Here is a 16,830-nt window from a genome sequence, read left to right on the forward strand (position 1 = left end):
CTAGCCCGTTTTCGCCGTATTAGCGCCACAAAATAGAAATAAAATTTCATAATGTGAGTATTGCACCTGGTTTCTTCTAAATCTAAGGTGTTAACTGATAATGCATCAGTTGGTTGAATGGTGCGGCGCAGCGTTTATCTGTTTCGCGAGGTGTTCGATCTGAGTGATTAACTCCGCGCCACTCTCTTGTGCTATTTCACGTTGTTCTTGTAATACTGCTCTTAGCACATCTGTAGAGGTGAGTGGGTTCGCTAAAACTACTCGAAAAACAATGGTATTGAGCTCGTTCCATCGAGTCGGGTTCAACTGTGTGCGTGACACAAATGAGCGTCCGGTTTCGCGTTGTTTCTTCTGAATGAGTTTGGTCAGCTCATTTAGAAGCGTATGGATACGAGAGACTTGCGTCGGTGTCGCGATGTTTAGAGCCTGTTTGGCGGACTCCGGTACATAACGATAAGTTAATAGACACAATTCGGGCTTGGACACCAACTCAAAATCGGGTTGCTTATCGATCAGTTCAGAAAAGAATGTCGCTTTTTCGATACTTTGGTTAATGAGTAATTCATAACCAGGCCGGCTAATAATATGCATTGCGGCATACACGAGCATCGCCATACCAGATCGCGAGCCCTCTAAAGTATGGCTGCCGAGATCTTTTGACCCTTTACGAAGAATGTATTGGGCATGATGTTCAATACTCTTCATTGCATCTGGGTTTTTGAAGAGAACCATTCCAGCACCCATAGGGATATATAGCTGCTTATGCGCGTCTATTGTGACTGAATCAGCCAGCTCAATACCATCGAGCAAGTGGCGGTATTTATCAGACATTAAGGTCGCGCCACCCCATGCTGCATCAACGTGGAAATGGCATTGCTCTTGTGCACAGATCTGAGCAATATCGCGTAATGGGTCAATGTGGCCTGTTTCTGTGGTGCCAGCCACGCCAATTACCGCGAATGGCTTGATTCGTTGCTGATTTAATTGCTCAAACTTGAGTTGCAAGTCTTTAGGGCAAATTCGGTTGTTATTGTCAGTCTTTACGGCAACGAGCCCTTCCTGACCAATACCAAGAATATCAGCGGCTTTTTTCAGTGAATAATGACCTCGTTCGGATACCAAGATAGCAAGCCCTTCGTAGCCATAATGTTTCATGGCTTTGAACAAACCCTCACGTTCAACACCTTTAAAGTCGGCGTCAGCGCATAAGGCGTTGTTTCGTGCGACCCAAAGTGCCGTAATGTTGGCGATAGTTCCACCAGAGCAGAATGCGCCCAATGAATGGTTGGCACTGTGCATCCAGCGTTGATAAAAAGGTTCATTTTGCGAGTAGATAAGCTTATGAAGCATACCTAGTACTTGACGCTCCAATGGCGTAAATGCTTTTGAAGTCTCTATTTTGACGAGGTTTTGATTCAGCGCGATCATTATTTTCGATAGCGGCATCAAAAAATAGGGTAGTGCTGATGTCATATGGCCAATAAAACTTGGCGATGATGTGTGTACGGAATGAGACACCAGCGTGTCTAATAAGTGCTGCGTATGCTCTGAAACGAATTCAGGCTGCTCGGGAATAACCGCGCTAGAGAAATCTTTTTCAATTTCATAAAGCGGTTTTTCTTCAGCCACAATATGCTCTCGCAAAAACTCGTTAAGGTTTCGCGATAAGCTTTCTTCGATTTGTGTCAGCGTTGAATCTGGTCCTTCAGGGATAGTGAATATGCGAAGAAGGCTCTCAAAGCTGACGTTAGCAATTTTTTGCTCAGATACCATATCGTAATCTACTAATATTCCATTGGTGCAAGCGGCACAATCTAAACCAATTAAACGAGAATGTCTTCCAATAATTGAAATGAGAACTAAAGTTTCAGCGTGCTACAGATAAAATGGTGATGTTTTGGCTAATTTAGATGCAAAAGCTGGCTAAAAAGCCAGCTTTAGAGACTGAAACACTATTTACAACGGGTTGCTTCGACTTTAGCAATCGCATCGTTGTATTTGTTCAGGGCAGAATCAATTTTCTTTGGATGGCTAAGCAAGTCAGCGAAGGCACTGCGCAATTCATAATTTTGTTGATGTGGTGTTGCTTGACGGTCAGCAAAGCTTGTAGCGGCAATTTTACCCAACTCGTCATTACGCTGAGACAGTGTTTTGATATCTTGTTGCTCAAGTTGTAGCCAACTTTCAATCGGGCGCTCTGTTGACACTTTATTTTGGTCATTTTCTAGATAGTAATGCACTGCGACTCGATTGAGTTCAAAGTGGTTCTTACGACCCTCTAGAAACCACTGGCTCACATCTTGTAGCTCGGGATACTGCTCTGTGGTAAGAGTGATTAAATCTTGATACCAGTTAATGGATGCATCGACATAGGCATCATATTTACCAGACAGGCATTGAGTATCTGCAGCAAGCGAAGAGAATGAAGTTGTTGCTAGCATCATAGCGGCAAGCCATTTTTTCATTATTAAGTCCTTTAAATGGGCTGAAATAAATTAATTATAATTATTAGAGTGCGGGGAGTATAACGACTTTACGCAAAAAATCCTGCGATCTAACTTCCAAGAGAAACAAAGAACAGCATTAAAACAGGCACTAATAAGCTGAGAATAAAGCCACTGACAATGGCGACAGGCACACATTTCACGCCGCCGGTACTTTGGATTACAGGCAGGGTAAAGTCCATGGCGGTAGCACCGGCGTAGCCGATCGCTGTACTTGGCTTTTTCTGAATAAAGAGGGGTATAAAGACTAATGCAACTAACTCTCTAAGTAACTCTATCATAAAAGAAGCGCCTCCAAATACGGGACCAAATGCGTCCCCCATTAAGATACCTGCAAGTGAATACCACCCGAACCCCGATGCCATCGCAAGCCCTTGGTAGGCAGGGATTTCAAGCACCCACGCTGCTAAAAGACCACCGATAAGGGAACTCACAATAATAAGAGCAGCGATGGCCATGCCTTGTTTATTGACCAAAATTTGCTTAAGCGATAAGCCACTATTTCTTAGTTGAATACCGATGAAAAAGAGTAGTACAAACAAGATCCACTCACTGGCTGCCTCGACCCAGGTTAAGCCAAGTGGCAATAAGAGACCTGCGGCAAGACCGCTTCCTACGACAATGATCAGCTTTAGGGACTCAAGTGCCATGCGAGACAGAGGTAAGTTTGAACTCTTGTTTTCTGACTCCAAGGGGAGGAAGCGATCAATTAGTGGAAGGCACAATAGATTACATGTACTAATAATGACAAAGAACGTCACCGTCATTGTAATGATTATTTTTAAGTTACTACCAAAGTCTTCTAAGGCTGCGAGGCTCAATCCCATTAAAAACAAGATGACGTAAATCAGCCAAGACGTTGCTTGGTTGATTTTGTCGAGCACGTCGATACGAGAGATCGAAAAAAGATAGCCGAATACCAATGGAGCAAAGATAAACAACATGCCGGAGAACATAAGCTCAATAATCCTTCAAAATACGAACTGGTCGTATTGTGTAGCCTTTGCGCTTTAAAAACAAGCAGGTAGAAAGGTGTTTACCTTATAGAATGCGCACCGGATCCTTTAACTACATTCCGGAACTGCGCATGATGTCGGCGGTATGAGACTTAAATTCAGCATCATTCATTGATGTCAGCTGAAGCATGACCTCGGCTCCGTCTATATTGATCTCAACTTCGTGTTCAGCCAGTTCTTCTTCATTTTGTTTTCGAAATAACAGAATGTGGTTTGCGATTCGTGCAATATCGAGATACGACACTTCTGGCCTATCTGAGACCTTTTCTTGGTTAGATGCCACTTCAACAAAGTCTTGATCGAATGCCCAAGTTGTTAGCACTTTCTCGCTAATAACGGGGCAGCGAGAATGAAAAATTTGCATCGCCAGCTCAGGTTTGAGGTAGTTACCTTTTTCTAAGTAGAGATGATATTCATTGACCAAGCAGAACAGTCCAATGTCTGCGAGCAGACCAACCAATAGTGCTTTCTCTTGCTCTAAGTAGCCGTACTCCTCTTTTGATTGTTCTTGAAAAGCGCGAGTAACAAGAACCATAGTCGCCGCTAACTCGCGTGAAACTGCGGCACTTTGCACAAGGACACTTTTGCAATTATCAGATAGGTTAACGGAATGCTTGAGGAGTTCAATAGACTGAGCGGTGACGATATCACGTACTCTTAATATGCCAAGTCGAGAAACAGCAGTGTGTAAATCGTTACAAGTAATATTTCTGCGATTGAATACAACGGAGTTTGAGACGCGTAAAACAATGGCAGCTAGCCCCGGATCGTCCAAAAGACATTCCGCAATCTCTGTGATTCCAGTGGCCTCAAGCGTACAAAGCTTTTGTATCTTTAAAACAACTTCAGAGATAGGTGGCAAGGAAATTTTGCCCGTATTGATAGATTGTTTAACGAGCTCGGCAAACTCGGTCTCTAAGCTTTCTATTAATAATTGTTGATTATCAGGGAGCCAGTAAAACGATAAGTGATTCATAGGACTTCGGCAGCTAAATATAAGCATCCAGTTTACCTGTGCTTGCACTTAGTTGACAATATTCTTAGTGCCAAAATGTCGTGCCAAGTCAATTGTTTGACGTTTAAAACAGCGTTCATATATTGATAGTTATGCCACTAGATGAGCATGATATAAAATCGTGAAGTGACTCGCATTTGCTGTGAGGTGTGGTTATGTAAATGTGATGTTGCCCCAGACTTATTTTGCAATGTGAACTATGATTGAAGCATATTATATAAAAAGAGAGACACCGCAGTGGTAACGCAGGTCTACTCTAGTTTTACTTTTTTCGCTTAAAATAATGCTGCTTTTCTGGTGATCACGTTAATCGGGGTAATGGATTAAAGGATCAATGGAAATGATTGAGCAAAATTTTTACAACTATACAATTCAATTTGGTGAATCACAAAAGCGTTCAATGTTTGGAGGTACAGGCTTATTCAAAGAAGGCGCCATGTACGCGTTAGTTAGCAATGATCGTATTTTTATTCGTGGTGGATTAGACCTAGATGACGCTTTAAGTGACTTAGGTTGCGATAAGTTCAAACACGTGAAAAAACAGTCTACTGCGACGGTTAACTATTACGACATTACAAAAATATTCGAATCTGATTCGCCACGTTTGTATGACTTAGTCAAAAAATCTATCGAGAACTCGGTAAGTCAGCGTTGTACAAAAAACTCGATAGAAAACCGACGACTTCGTGACTTGCCTAATATGCAATTGACATTAGAGCGCATGGTTAAAAAATCGGGTATTGAAGACGTGAAGACATTCTTAGAGCTAGGTGCCCCGAATGTGTTCAATCGAGTAAAGCGCACTTACGGTAGCGATGTAGACGTGAAACTATTGTGGAAGTTTGCTGGTGCGGTTGATGGTGTCCATTGGAAACTCATCCAAGATCCAATGAAACAGCAATTACTGGATAACTGTTCTCAACTTGATGCCTAATCATTGTCTGCAATTGCGTCTGTTATGGAATGAATAAAATGAAAAAGGTCATACTACATGTATGACCTTTTTGTTTTCTATTCTGTTTTAGATAAGGCTAAGCGTAGCTGTAAGAAAACTTAGCGGTAATAAACTTAGCGGTAATAAACTAAGTGGTAAGAAAACCTAGCTAATAGAACACCTAGTTAATAGAACACTGAGTTAATAGAACACTGAGCTAAGATAAAGCTTAGAAAAACAGGGTGTACTCGTTGGCACTTTAGAATGCGAAGCGCGCTGTAAACATCAATTGATCACCGTAGATGTGATTGATGCGGCCTTCTAAACCAAGAGAGAATAGCTCTGTTGAGTGGAAACGTCCGTAGATAGAGCCCATCCAACGATCTTTATCGCCAACATTTAAGTAACCCGCTTTACCACCGATCTCAAGTTGTGGACCTAACCATTGGCGCACACCAAGGTTGACTTCCATACCAGTGTCCGTTTTATGGTGCTCACCATTGTCATGGATATGCGCAAGCATTTCACCGGTAAAGTCAGCCCAGTTGTTTACAGGAGCATGGAAGCCGACACCACCAGTAATATCATAATCGCCTTCGAATTTTGAATCGATACTACCAACGATGTGAGCATTTGGGTGAATAGACTTACTGATTCCCGCTCCAAATGTCATTGGGCTAGCACCGATACGAGCTTCGGCGTAATCGTAGCTAAAGTTGCTCATCGTTGCTTGATTTTGCTCTTGCTCTGCAAATGCATGCTGCGATGTTACGACCATTAATGCTGCTAAAAGAGTCTTGCGCATAATCTTTGTAAACCTTTTTGTTTGATTTTAGTTCCCTGCACATAAGTGCGCGCCGTGTATTGCATTATTGACGGCAATGATATGTGGATATGATAATCGAAAGTGTCCCTTAATCACCAACAAAATGTGTCATCAACGCGGGGAAATTCCCAAAAAATGACATAGTTAAACAAATTTCCAGCAGTATTGACGTATCTATACGGTAAAAATTAATGAATTGTTACTTTCTTAAGTGGACGGTGCTTGGTGATAAGTACGCCGTTTAAGTTGTGCCTATCACCATAGAGAGCGCTTATCAGCGTTTTTTAACCACCGTTATCTCACAAGTAAGTTATTACTTAGTGAGCAGTAACCGTTGATTAGGTTCTCTAGTCACCATAATTAATGCGATTTTTAGACAAGGCGTCAAAAACGCGCTCAGTGTCTAATATCCTCGCCCAAGGCATGAGCTCTGGTTCATGCTTGATCATAAAGGTCGTTAACTGCTGTTTTATGACATCCCTTAGTTCATCACCGCGCCATGGTTTGGTGATGTAAAAGTCCAAGCAGGAGTGATTGACGGCTTCGATGGTGTCTTCATGACCCGCTTGTCCAGTGAGAAGGATTTTTCGACTGGCATGCGTGTCTTCGTTCTCGTTGAGTTGGATAAGAAAACTGACTCCCGTTTCTCCGGGCATAATGTGGTCACACAAGATAAGCGCGAGCGGGACATTTTCACGTTGTTGTTCTTGAATAACCTCTTTTGCTTCAGCAACGGACTCAGCACCCTCAAGAATAAAGTTATCTTCAAAATCCGATAAGTCTTGTAACACGCTGTCGAGAACGTCGCGTTCATCGTCAACACATAAGATTAAATACTCTTTCATCATGTTCTCCTTTGTGCGTGTTGCTTGGTAAGCTCTATTCGTGTTGCTTGGGTTTATTAAGTTCAATTGCAGCTATTCGTTTCTCATTACCGGTTATGCACTTGGCGTTTCTAACGGTAGGTAGACAGACATGTTGGTATAGACTCCCAGCTTTGAATCGACATTAATCCAGCCTTGATGTTGGGCCAAAATTTGCTGGCAAACCGATAAGCCGATACCTAGACCAAAGTTGCCTTCTTTTTTTGTGGTGTAATTCAACTCAAATATAGCCCCTTGCTGCTCAACCGGAATGCCATCGCCGTTGTCGATAAATTGATAAACTGCGTAATCGAGTCCTTGGCGCTGTTCACAGCTAGTTAGAATTTGAAATTGTCCGTTTTCAGGTAGTGCATCTAGCGCATTTGAAATTAGGTTGGTCCATACTTGCTGCAACGCGATCGGCATACATCGAATCTTAGGAATATCACCGTATTCCTTAATGACATCGTGGCGTTTCAGCCTATTTTCAAAGATCACTAACGTGTCTTCTATCCCTTCATGTAAGTCAACCCACTCATAAGACTCATTGTCTGGCCTTGCATAGCCCTTGAGGCTTTTCACCATGTCAGCGATGCGCTGTGCACATACTTGTATGGACCGTAATGTGGCGCCCGTTTGTTGGTATTGTTCGAGCTGGTGGAGGCGCTGCGAGAGTTGCTCTGGTGACACTTGGGCAAGTTTTAGTAAATCAGAATTGTGGTGTAAATCGAGCTGCACAAGTCGTTTAGCTAGGCGTCGGTCGGTAATTGTAGTCTGTAGGTTCTTCGTTCTCGTGCGTAATTCCGACGTAGAGAGGGGCGTTGATAGTCTGGACTTTTCGAACACATTAACCCCAAAGGAGAGATCGTCTAGGTGACTATCTTGTTGAAGGATCGTGCTTATTTTATCGGTCACCGTTTCTGCACCCCGTAAGATGGCGGAAACCGGATTATTGAGCTCATGGGCGACGCCCGCCACTAATTGACCGAGCATGGCCATTTTTTCTTGGTCGATGAGTTGTTGGTGCGCGGACTCGAGTGATTCTAGCGTCTTTTGTAGTTCAAGCTTAGTGTTAATGCTGCGTTGAAGTCGGCGATTAAAATGGCGCAGTAGAAGGTTTGTAAACAAGGGGAGCAAGTCGGTATTCGAATGCATGACTTGTGTGAACACTTGTCGGTCTAATTTTATGACTTTGGTGCGGGTGAGCGTCATTGCTGTGGAAAATGAGCATTCTCCAGTGACAAACGACATTCCTCCGACAATCCCTCCTTTATTGTGCCTAATGACTTCGCATTGTTGCCCGAGTTGGTCTTTTTTGTACAAGGCGACTTGCCCATCCACAATGAACCACAGAAATTGGTTGGCCTGTCCTTCCTTGGTGAGCAAGTGCTCGGCAGAGTATTGTCGTACCGCCTTCGTTTCATCACTTTCAGTAAAGAATTTAAGCAAGGCTTCTATGACTTGTGCCGCGAGATCATCGTCGGAGAGCTCATGAAAATCATGAATAAAGCTCGCACGATAAGAGTGCATCTTACGTTCGATATGCGCTCGCATTAATTTTTGTTGATCGAGTATCTGGCTGTAGTGCAGTAAGTCATTTTTCTCTTGGGAAACGATATACGTAGACAGCTCTTTCTTTACCGTTTTTCGTAGGACGTTTTCAGCTAGCGGTAGCGTTAGGCAGTGGTCAAGCTGACCTTCATTGACCGCGTTAAGGATGGCTTGAATGTCGCCATAGTTTGTTTTTGTCATCAAAATCTTTCGAGCGGTTTGGGTGTGGTGAGAGCCCTCAAGCTGAATTAGAAATTCGCCACCATCAAAGATGTTTGAATGACGAGCGATAACAAGTGCGAGCTGTTGTCCCGTCGAACCAACCAGAGTCAATAGTTCATGAGCATCCTCAATAGAGGTAACAAGATGAACATCAAAATGCGATTGATATGAGGATAACTCGGTGTCGAGTAGATCGAGATTCACCAAGTCATTGTCTAGACATAACACCGCATATCGATTTTGTTGTCGCATTCGTTTCCAAACCTTCTCCATCAGAGTTACGTTTTAATATAACAATAAAAAGCATGGGGTTATGAGAAGTAGGTATGAGATTGGAGATCCTTTCAAGTTAGGTTAGACTGAATGAAATACACATCAATAAAATGTCTATACCTCTATGCATCAATTAAAGAAAATGGCGGCTATCGGTGGCGCTGTCGCACTCGTTTTATGTTGGCCTTTTGCCGTCGGACATATTGGCCAAAAAGTGATCGAAGATGGCGTCGAGCATCTAGATAGCGACACGGTAAGCGCTGAAGTGGTTCGCTATGATCGTGGTTACTTATCCTCTCAGGTAGAAACTCACTATCAAGTGAATGATCCGGCTTTGAAAGAGCAGCTGGAATTAGATGGGTTACCGACAGACTTCGTGGTCGCGAGTGATATTACCCATGGTTTGTTCAGCCTTAGCGCTGAATCGGTAATGGCGAATTATCCAGACTTTCCTCTGTTACTTAAAACCGTCACCCAGCTCAATGGCAACACAGATTATGACTTCGCACTGGGGAGTTGGAGTTATCAAGGCAATGAAAGTCAGAAGGTAAACTTTTCTATTTCTCCATCGTCGGCGAGTGGAACTGTTACCGTGCTTGGACAAGTATCGATAGATGCGACAATTCCTTCTATTCAATTAGATTTTGAAAATGGAGAGCAGTTACTGGTTTCTGACTTAAGCATTAGTGGTGATGGTAAAAAAGAGCAAGATTTTTGGCTGGGCGAACAGCAAGCATCAGTGAAAAGCTTTCGTATCTTAGACCAGCAACACACTAGTATTTTTGATATTGATACAGCGTCTTATACCTTTAAGTCCATGTTGGATTCAGAGCAAGATAGAATTGATACTCAGCACCTGTTTGACTTGAAAGCGTTGACGTACCCAGAAGGTGCAGAGCTGAGCAATTTAAAAGTGGATTTCTCACTAGAATCTTTAGACCGTGCCGCATTTGAGGGCTTGGTTGGGATCTATCAGTCCAATCCTTCTTTACAACATGCCGACATTAACACGCTGGCGCCGCTGGTAGAGACGTTGTTTGCCAGAGGTTTTAAAGTTGCGATGAATGATATGCACTTTGCACTTCAAAATGGTGAGTTTAAGTCTAAATGGCGAGTTGAAATTCCTGAAGGGACAGTGAATGTCTCTAAAGACCCAAGCCTAATTATGCCAGCACTGACAGGCAATATGGATGCATATATGTCCAATGACATGATCGCTTCTCATCCTATGTTGTCTCAAGGCGTAGATGAGCTCGTGGTTATGGAAATGATCGAACAACAAGCGTCGGGATATCAGTTGAAAGCTGATATTGAAAACGGTCAACTGATGTTTGCAAATGGACAAAAAATTCCGCTGCTTGCCCTGTTTCTGCCATTGATGATGGCGCAGCCCGGTGCCCAATAATCACGTGTTGTGAAAACTCGCTGTGTTTAAGCAAGAAAAGAGGTCTTAGGACCTCTTTTCTTGCTTCTTATCTATATAAAAACATGATATTACTGAATCTTAAACCGATTAAAGAGTAGTTAGGAGTAGTAAGTTCATGGAACCGATTCAAGATAATGTCTTCAATTTTAGTGCTGGCCCTGCGGCACTGCCAAAAGCCGTAATGGAAAAAGCTCAAGCAGAGTTTATTGATTGGAACAATCTCGGCACATCGGTCATGGAGGTCAGCCACCGAGGTAAACCGTTTATTCAGGTTGCAGACGAAGCTGAGCAAGATCTTCGCGATTTGATGGCGATTCCTGATAACTATAAAGTCTTATTTTGCCACGGTGGGGCGCGAGCACAATTTTCCGCCGTTCCTCTGAATTTGTTAGGAAAAAAGACCAGTGCAACCTATATCGATGCTGGTTACTGGGCAGAAAGTGCAGTTGAAGAAGCTCAAAAATATTGCACGCCTAACGTATATCAAGCAAAGACGACGATTGATGGTAAGGTTACGGTAAAGCCCGCAAGTGAATGGCAGATTGATGCAGACTCTGCCTATGTTCATTTTTGCCCTAATGAAACGATTGATGGCATTGAGATCAACGAGCTTCCTCAAACTGATCTACCCATCGTAGCGGACATGTCATCAACGATTTTATCGCGTGAAATCGATGTATCTCAGTACGGTGTGATTTATGCGGGCGCTCAAAAAAATATCGGTCCGGCTGGGATTTGTATTGTGATTGTTCGTGATGATTTATTAGATCTTGCTAGTCAGGTGTTACCCTCTTTTTTGAACTATAAAGTATTGGCAGAGAAAGACTCGATGTATAACACGCCACCAACGTTCGCTTGGTATTTATCAGGGTTGGTATTTAAGTGGTTGAAAGCGCAGGGTGGGGTTGCTGAAATTGAAGTTCGTAATAAAGAAAAAGCCGCCATTCTTTATGACTTTATTGATGCTTCCAATTTTTATAGAAATGATGTGCATGAAGCAAATCGCTCATTGATGAATGTGCCATTCCAACTGGCAAAACCTGAGCTTGATGACCAGTTCTTAGCACTAGCAGACGAGCGTGGCTTGCGTGCGTTGAAAGGGCACCGTGCGGTAGGTGGAATGAGAGCATCTATTTACAACGCAATGCCTATTGAGGGTGTACAAGCACTCGTTGCGCTAATGAAAGAGTTTGAAGCGCAATACGCGTAAAGATAAAACAGAGTTAACGAGTTACGTAAAACCGCACGAGAGTGCGGTTTTTTGTATTTGTCTACTCAGAAGTCCTGGGATAGTAGTGATGTTGATGGATGCTCGCTGAGATAAAAAGCCCCCCAATAATTGGTGTCCAACTATTAATTGGTGTTCAACTATTTGGAGGGCCGTTCAAAAGGAGCGGCTTGTTACGCTATTATAGTGTTTGATGCAGCTCGAAATAACGACCTTGCTTAGCTAGCAATGCATCATGATGCCCAAGTTCTAGGACTTTACCGTCCTCAAGTAAACAAATGGTATCGAATGTATCGAGGCTAACCAAGCGGTGGGTAATAAACACAACGGTTTTACCTGCGAAATGATGATCGAAGAGCGCCATGATTTGCTGTTCTGTTTGCTTATCTAAGCCTTCGGTTGGTTCGTCGAGTAATAGAATAGGCGCATCGTGCAACAGCGCTCGAGCGATACCAATTCGTCTTTTCTCGCCACCCGAAAGTTGACGTCCCCCGTCACCAAGCCAAGTGTCCAAACCCGAATCAGTGAGCAACGTGTCTAGGTTTACTTGACTTAATGCGGCCTCTAACTCTGAGTCTTGAGCATTAGGCTTTGCCATTGCTAAGTTATCGCGTAATGAGCCATTTAGAATATCAACGCGTTGGCTGACAATGCTCATTGATTGTCTTAACTGTACTTCACTCCAGTTTTGAATATTGTGACCAGCCAGTTTGACGCTGCCGGCTTGAACGTCCCAATAGCGAGAGATAAGTTGTAATAAAGTGGACTTGCCGGAGCCAGTTTGTCCTACAATCGCTAATTTTTCACCGCTATTAACGAAGACTGAGACGTTTTCTAGCGCATGTTGATGGGCGTCGTGGTAGCTAAATTGTACGTTATCAAACTCGATCGAGAAGTTGTCGTTATGCGCGACAGGTTCTGTGGGAAACTGCACTTCTGGCTTAGCAAGGATAATTTCGTTTAAGCGCTTAGCTGATGTCAGTGTTTGTCCAAGGAACTGAAATGCGCCAGCGATAGGCATCAGTAATTCAAAACTGGCCATGGTGGCAAACACCATGAGAGCAATGAGTGGATCCGGTTGATTGCCAGCAACACCATCAGCGGATAACCACAAAATTAGGATGAGTAACCAACCATTAGCCAGAATCAATAACCCCTGTGCAAGACCAGAGATTTTGGCATGGAGAAACTGGTTGCTTAACAAGCGTTGCTGCGCATCTAGAATCGCGTCGCGGTAGCGGGACTCGGCCCCGAATAAGGTTAATTCGCTATAACCTTGTAGCCAGTCTAATGTCCGAATTCTAAGATCGGCTTTATTTAACGTTAGATCGTGGCCGTTGTTCTTACCAAGGGAGTAAAATAAAATCGGCCAGATAATCAACAGTGCCAGTAAAATGCCACCCAGAGTAAGGGCTAGCGTGGTATCAAACCAGCACAGTACCGCGGTAAGACCAATAATACCCAAAAAACCCACAACAATCGGGCTGATCAAACGCAAGTAAACATGATCCATTGCGTCGACATCGGCAACTAAACGGTTAAGCATGTCTGCGTCACGAATATTAATCGCTTTACTTGGGATGAGCGGCGCAAGTTTGCTAAAGAAGAATACTCGCAGATCGGTCAGGAGTTTAAATGTCGCGTTGTGGCTAACAACGCGCTCCCCCCATCGCCCTGCTGTTCGTCCCATGGCGGCGCCACGAACGCCTGCGCCTGGAAGCATGTAGTTGAAGGTTTCTCTTGCGATAGTCAGTCCAGCAACGGCGGAGGCGGAGATAAACCATCCCGACAGTGTTAATAGACCGATAGAGGCAAAGAGTGTCGCAAAGGCGAGTAGCATCCCCAGAGACAGACCAAACCAGTGTTTCTTATACAATTTAAGATAAGGGAGTAACTCACGCATCTAAATTCCCCTTATTGTTATCAACCATCGTTTCGTGTGCTGACAACATGGATTTAAATAACCCATCCGTTTGTGCTAAAGCTTCAAAGTTGCCAGATTGTTCCAAAGACCCGCGATTCATGACCCATATATTATCGACGCTTTTAAGCTGTGATAGCTGGTGAGTCACCGTTAACGTGGTTTTTCCTTGAGTCGTTTGTCTGATGCCTTGTGTGACTAACCGTTCACTTTTAGCGTCTAAGCTGGCGGTAGGTTCATCAAGAAGCCAAAATTGACCGTCTTGAATCATAGCGCGAGCGAGTGCCAAGCGTTGAGCTTGCCCGACGGATAAACTACTAGAACGGTCGGTAACATGGTAATCAAGGCCATGTTGATCGACAAATTCATTTGAAAATGAGGAGGATAGGGCGTTTAGCACGGTGTTATCGCTGACATTTTCCTTGCCCAATGTAATGTTTTCACGGATGGTGCCGTGTAAAAGCAGTGGGTTTTGGCCCACCCAACTGACGTTCTCACGCCAATCATCACAGGCAAGATCACGCAGTTCTTGTCCATTGATTTTCAGTGAGCCCGAGTAAGGCATAAAGCCTAAGATCGTGTTCACCAAGCTTGTTTTACCCGCGCCGCTCGGACCGACAAGCGCAATGCTTTGGCCATTTTCAATATGGAAGCTAATAGGACCGACGAGTCGCTTACCTTCTGGACTAAATATCTCAAGATTATCAGCGCAGAGCTCAATCTGAGAGTTGGTGTTCAGTTTGTCTTGGCCCTGCGGTAGGTTTTCCACTTTAGTATCTAGGAACTCTACGATGCTTTCCGCCGCGCCAACCGCTTGCGCTTTAGCATGATAAAACGTACCAAGATCTCGTAAAGGTTGATAAAATTCAGGGGCAAGGATCAAAATGAACAGACCCGCAAACAGGGTAACGCCAACGCCGTAATGACCAAAATTGATTTCACCAATCAAGCTAAAACCGAAGTAAACGGCAGTCATTGCAATTGAGATAGACGTGAAAAACTCGAGGACGGCGGAGGACAGAAACGCTAAGCGAAGCACGTCCATTGTTCTCTTTCGAAAGACTTCAGAGGCGCCTTCAAGGACATCCTTTTCTGCCGCCGTTCGGTTAAAAAGACGGATTGTTGTCATGGACTGCAAGCGATCATAAAAGTGTCCGGACAAACGTTGCAGTGCTTTGAAGTTCTTTCTGTTTGCGTCCGCAGCTTTCATCCCAACCAATGCCATGAAAAGTGGCACAAGGGGCGCGGTAATCAGGAAAATGAGACCCGCGGCCCAGTTAATAGGGAACACGACAATCAAGATAACAAAAGGCACTAAGACCGCGAGTGACATTTGCGGTAGATACTTGGCGAAGAAGTCGTGCATATCTTCTACTTGTTCCAGTACCAGTGTTGCCCAAGTCCCAGCGGGTTTGCCTTTTATATAGCTTGGTCCCAGTTCATGGAGTTTATTGAGAATAAGCTCTCTAATGTAACAGCGGATTTTTTCGCCACATTTAAACCCAGCAATTTCTCTTCCCCACGCGCAACCTGCACGCCCTGCCACCGAGACAATAAGTCCGATAAAATAGGGGATAAGTTCATACTTGTCAGTATGTTCAATAATGAGCTGGTGGAGTATGGTCGCAATCAAGGCAGCTTGTGCGAGCAAGAACAAGCTGGACAGCACACCGAGGCCAACTGCGATCAGTAGCCAGCGCTTTGCCAAACGACTTTGCGTTTTGAGCCAGGTGTTCAAGCTTCGTTGTTTCTTTTTATCCATTTAGACGGCTTAACTTAATGAGTATTATTCTTAGAAGAAGCGGGGAGTATACAAAAAAGAACCCAGTGTATACACCACTGGGTTCTAAGGTTTTACAATTGCTTTAGGAGTTGATAGCGTCGAGGAAGCGTTCTGCGTCCAGTGCAGCCATACACCCTGTGCCTGCGGAGGTAATCGCTTGGCGATAATTATGGTCCATCACATCCCCAGCCGCATAGATACCCGGGATGGAGGTTTGTGTAGCATTACCCTCCAAGCCTGATTTCACGATGATGTAACCATTATTCATCTCCAACTGGCCTTCAAATAATGAGGTGTTTGGTTGGTGCCCAATGGCAATAAATGCCCCCATTACTTCAATGTGCTCAATGCTGTCAGTTTGAGTGTCTTTTACATTTATTCCCGTCACGCCCATTTCATCGCCCACGACTTCATCAAGCGTACGGTTGGTGTGCAAAACAATGTTGCCGCTTTCTACTTTATCCATTAAGCGCTTGATTAAGATTTTTTCTGCGCGGAATGTCTCACGGCGGTGGACTAGGTGTACTTCTGACGCAATATTTGCGAGGTACAGTGCTTCTTCCACAGCGGTATTACCGCCACCGACGACGGCGACTTTTTGATTGCGGTAGAAGAAACCATCACAGGTCGCACAGGCTGAGACACCGCGCCCTTTAAATGCTTCTTCGGACTCGAGTCCTAGGTACTTGGCTGAAGCACCCGTCGAGATAATAACAGCGTCGGCTGTGTATTCTTGGCTGTCACCAGAAAGCTTAAATGGGCGCGAACTGAAATCGACGTTATTAATGTGATCGAAGATGATTTCGGTGTCGAATTTCTCAGCGTGCTCTTTCATTCGTTCCATTAGAAGGGGACCACTAAGATCCTCTGCATCACCAGGCCAGTTCTCAACATCGGTGGTCGTAGTGAGCTGTCCACCTTGCTGCATTCCCGTGACGAGCACTGGGTCTAGGTTGGCACGAGCTGCATAGACAGCGGCAGTATATCCAGCAGGACCTGAGCCAAGAATTAGCAATTTACAATGTTTTGAATCAGCCATGTTTATTCTCACTTATTTATCTTTAGGCAGCGATGTTGAGCTACTCGCTTTATCTTCCCTAATATATTGGGCTTTGCGGATAAGAATCAACACTTAGCACGCAACAATGTCAGATATTTACAAAATCCGTTAGCGATAGATGGATAAATAGCCCGATAGGCCTAGCTTTTTACGTTAACCAACTATCGTCATCTAATTTAAAAGCATAATCGACTACTCTCAATGGTGA

13 protein-coding genes are annotated in these 16,830 nt (G+C 44.0%); 3 read left to right on the forward strand and 10 right to left on the reverse strand.

All coding sequences use genetic code 11. The features are described 5' to 3' along the window. Window positions 1–105: 105 nt before the first annotated feature. The 4 genes from panP to M9196_RS08835 form a co-directional block, all read right to left on the reverse strand. The gene (panP, locus tag M9196_RS08820) at window positions 106–1,773 is read right to left on the reverse strand and encodes a pyridoxal-dependent aspartate 1-decarboxylase PanP (RefSeq protein WP_250617171.1); all 1,668 of its coding nucleotides are present in this window, start codon (window positions 1,771–1,773) and stop codon (window positions 106–108) included. Window positions 1,774–1,952: 179 nt separating this feature from the next. After that, window positions 1,953–2,465: a hypothetical protein gene (locus tag M9196_RS08825; RefSeq protein WP_250617172.1), complete on the reverse strand. Its 513-nt coding sequence runs from the start codon at window positions 2,463–2,465 to the stop codon at window positions 1,953–1,955. 89 nt (window positions 2,466–2,554) lie between these two features. Beyond that, window positions 2,555–3,460 carry a lysine exporter LysO family protein gene (locus tag M9196_RS08830; protein WP_250617173.1) on the reverse strand — a complete coding sequence of 302 codons (906 nt, stop codon included), beginning with the start codon at window positions 3,458–3,460 and terminating at the stop codon, window positions 2,555–2,557. Between the two features lie 112 nt (window positions 3,461–3,572). Next, complete coding sequence (locus tag M9196_RS08835; RefSeq protein ID WP_250617174.1) at window positions 3,573–4,496, reverse strand: HDOD domain-containing protein; 924 nt, start codon at window positions 4,494–4,496, stop codon at window positions 3,573–3,575. 373 nt (window positions 4,497–4,869) lie between these two features. Between M9196_RS08835 and M9196_RS08840 the strand changes: the two genes are divergently transcribed. Next, window positions 4,870–5,469: a TfoX/Sxy family DNA transformation protein gene (locus M9196_RS08840; RefSeq protein WP_250617175.1), complete on the forward strand. Its 600-nt coding sequence runs from the start codon at window positions 4,870–4,872 to the stop codon at window positions 5,467–5,469. Window positions 5,470–5,728: 259 nt separating this feature from the next. On the opposite strand, the gene M9196_RS08845 is transcribed toward M9196_RS08840, so the two are convergent. The 3 genes from M9196_RS08845 to M9196_RS08855 all read right to left on the reverse strand — a co-directional run bounded on the left by M9196_RS08845 (window position 5,729) and on the right by M9196_RS08855 (window position 9,183). Then, the gene (locus tag M9196_RS08845; protein WP_250617176.1) at window positions 5,729–6,274 is read right to left on the reverse strand and encodes a hypothetical protein; all 546 of its coding nucleotides are present in this window, start codon (window positions 6,272–6,274) and stop codon (window positions 5,729–5,731) included. Window positions 6,275–6,642: 368 nt separating this feature from the next. Next, window positions 6,643–7,140 (reverse strand): response regulator, encoded by a 498-nt coding sequence (locus M9196_RS08850; protein WP_250617177.1) that lies wholly within the window; start codon window positions 7,138–7,140, stop codon window positions 6,643–6,645. Window positions 7,141–7,233: 93 nt separating this feature from the next. Continuing rightward, window positions 7,234–9,183, reverse strand: coding sequence for an ATP-binding protein (locus M9196_RS08855; protein ID WP_250617178.1), 1,950 nt, complete (start codon window positions 9,181–9,183; stop codon window positions 7,234–7,236). Between the two features lie 145 nt (window positions 9,184–9,328). Between M9196_RS08855 and M9196_RS08860 the strand changes: the two genes are divergently transcribed. Both M9196_RS08860 and serC read left to right on the forward strand, forming a co-directional pair. Continuing rightward, window positions 9,329–10,609 carry a DUF945 family protein gene (locus M9196_RS08860; RefSeq protein WP_250617179.1) on the forward strand — a complete coding sequence of 427 codons (1,281 nt, stop codon included), beginning with the start codon at window positions 9,329–9,331 and terminating at the stop codon, window positions 10,607–10,609. A 136-nt stretch (window positions 10,610–10,745) separates the two neighbouring features. Next, window positions 10,746–11,840, forward strand: coding sequence for a 3-phosphoserine/phosphohydroxythreonine transaminase (gene serC / locus M9196_RS08865; RefSeq protein WP_250617180.1), 1,095 nt, complete (start codon window positions 10,746–10,748; stop codon window positions 11,838–11,840). 199 nt (window positions 11,841–12,039) lie between these two features. Here the strand turns inward: serC and cydC are convergent, their stop codons facing one another. From cydC to trxB, 3 genes are all read right to left on the reverse strand, one after another. Then, entirely contained in the window at window positions 12,040–13,761 is a 1,722-nt protein-coding gene (gene cydC / locus M9196_RS08870) for a heme ABC transporter ATP-binding protein/permease CydC (RefSeq protein ID WP_250617181.1), read from the reverse strand. Continuing rightward, entirely contained in the window at window positions 13,754–15,541 is a 1,788-nt protein-coding gene (gene cydD / locus M9196_RS08875; RefSeq protein ID WP_250617182.1) for a heme ABC transporter permease/ATP-binding protein CydD, read from the reverse strand. The genes cydC and cydD overlap by 8 nt, the downstream gene beginning before the upstream one ends. A gap of 103 nt (window positions 15,542–15,644) precedes the next feature. Further along, window positions 15,645–16,601 carry a thioredoxin-disulfide reductase gene (gene trxB, locus M9196_RS08880; protein ID WP_250617183.1) on the reverse strand — a complete coding sequence of 319 codons (957 nt, stop codon included), beginning with the start codon at window positions 16,599–16,601 and terminating at the stop codon, window positions 15,645–15,647. Window positions 16,602–16,830: the final 229 nt, after the last annotated feature.

It is taken from the genome of Vibrio methylphosphonaticus (assembly GCF_023634655.1).
GTDB classification, from domain to species: domain Bacteria; phylum Pseudomonadota; class Gammaproteobacteria; order Enterobacterales; family Vibrionaceae; genus Vibrio; species Vibrio methylphosphonaticus.

Coding starts and splice junctions, on each gene's coding strand:
- M9196_RS08835 (WP_250617174.1), bottom strand. CDS start 4,496: ATGAATCACTTATCGTTTTACTGGCTCCCTGATAATCAACAATTATTA.
- M9196_RS08825 (WP_250617172.1), bottom strand. CDS start 2,465: ATGAAAAAATGGCTTGCCGCTATGATGCTAGCAACAACTTCATTCTCT.
- M9196_RS08850 (WP_250617177.1), bottom strand. CDS start 7,140: ATGAAAGAGTATTTAATCTTATGTGTTGACGATGAACGCGACGTTCTC.
- M9196_RS08830 (WP_250617173.1), bottom strand. CDS start 3,460: ATGTTCTCCGGCATGTTGTTTATCTTTGCTCCATTGGTATTCGGCTAT.
- M9196_RS08845 (WP_250617176.1), bottom strand. CDS start 6,274: ATGCGCAAGACTCTTTTAGCAGCATTAATGGTCGTAACATCGCAGCAT.
- M9196_RS08860 (WP_250617179.1), top strand. CDS start 9,329: ATGCATCAATTAAAGAAAATGGCGGCTATCGGTGGCGCTGTCGCACTC.
- cydC (WP_250617181.1), bottom strand. CDS start 13,761: ATGCGTGAGTTACTCCCTTATCTTAAATTGTATAAGAAACACTGGTTT.
- cydD (WP_250617182.1), bottom strand. CDS start 15,541: ATGGATAAAAAGAAACAACGAAGCTTGAACACCTGGCTCAAAACGCAA.
- panP (WP_250617171.1), bottom strand. CDS start 1,773: ATGGTATCTGAGCAAAAAATTGCTAACGTCAGCTTTGAGAGCCTTCTT.
- M9196_RS08855 (WP_250617178.1), bottom strand. CDS start 9,183: ATGCGACAACAAAATCGATATGCGGTGTTATGTCTAGACAATGACTTG.
- trxB (WP_250617183.1), bottom strand. CDS start 16,601: ATGGCTGATTCAAAACATTGTAAATTGCTAATTCTTGGCTCAGGTCCT.
- serC (WP_250617180.1), top strand. CDS start 10,746: ATGGAACCGATTCAAGATAATGTCTTCAATTTTAGTGCTGGCCCTGCG.
- M9196_RS08840 (WP_250617175.1), top strand. CDS start 4,870: ATGGAAATGATTGAGCAAAATTTTTACAACTATACAATTCAATTTGGT.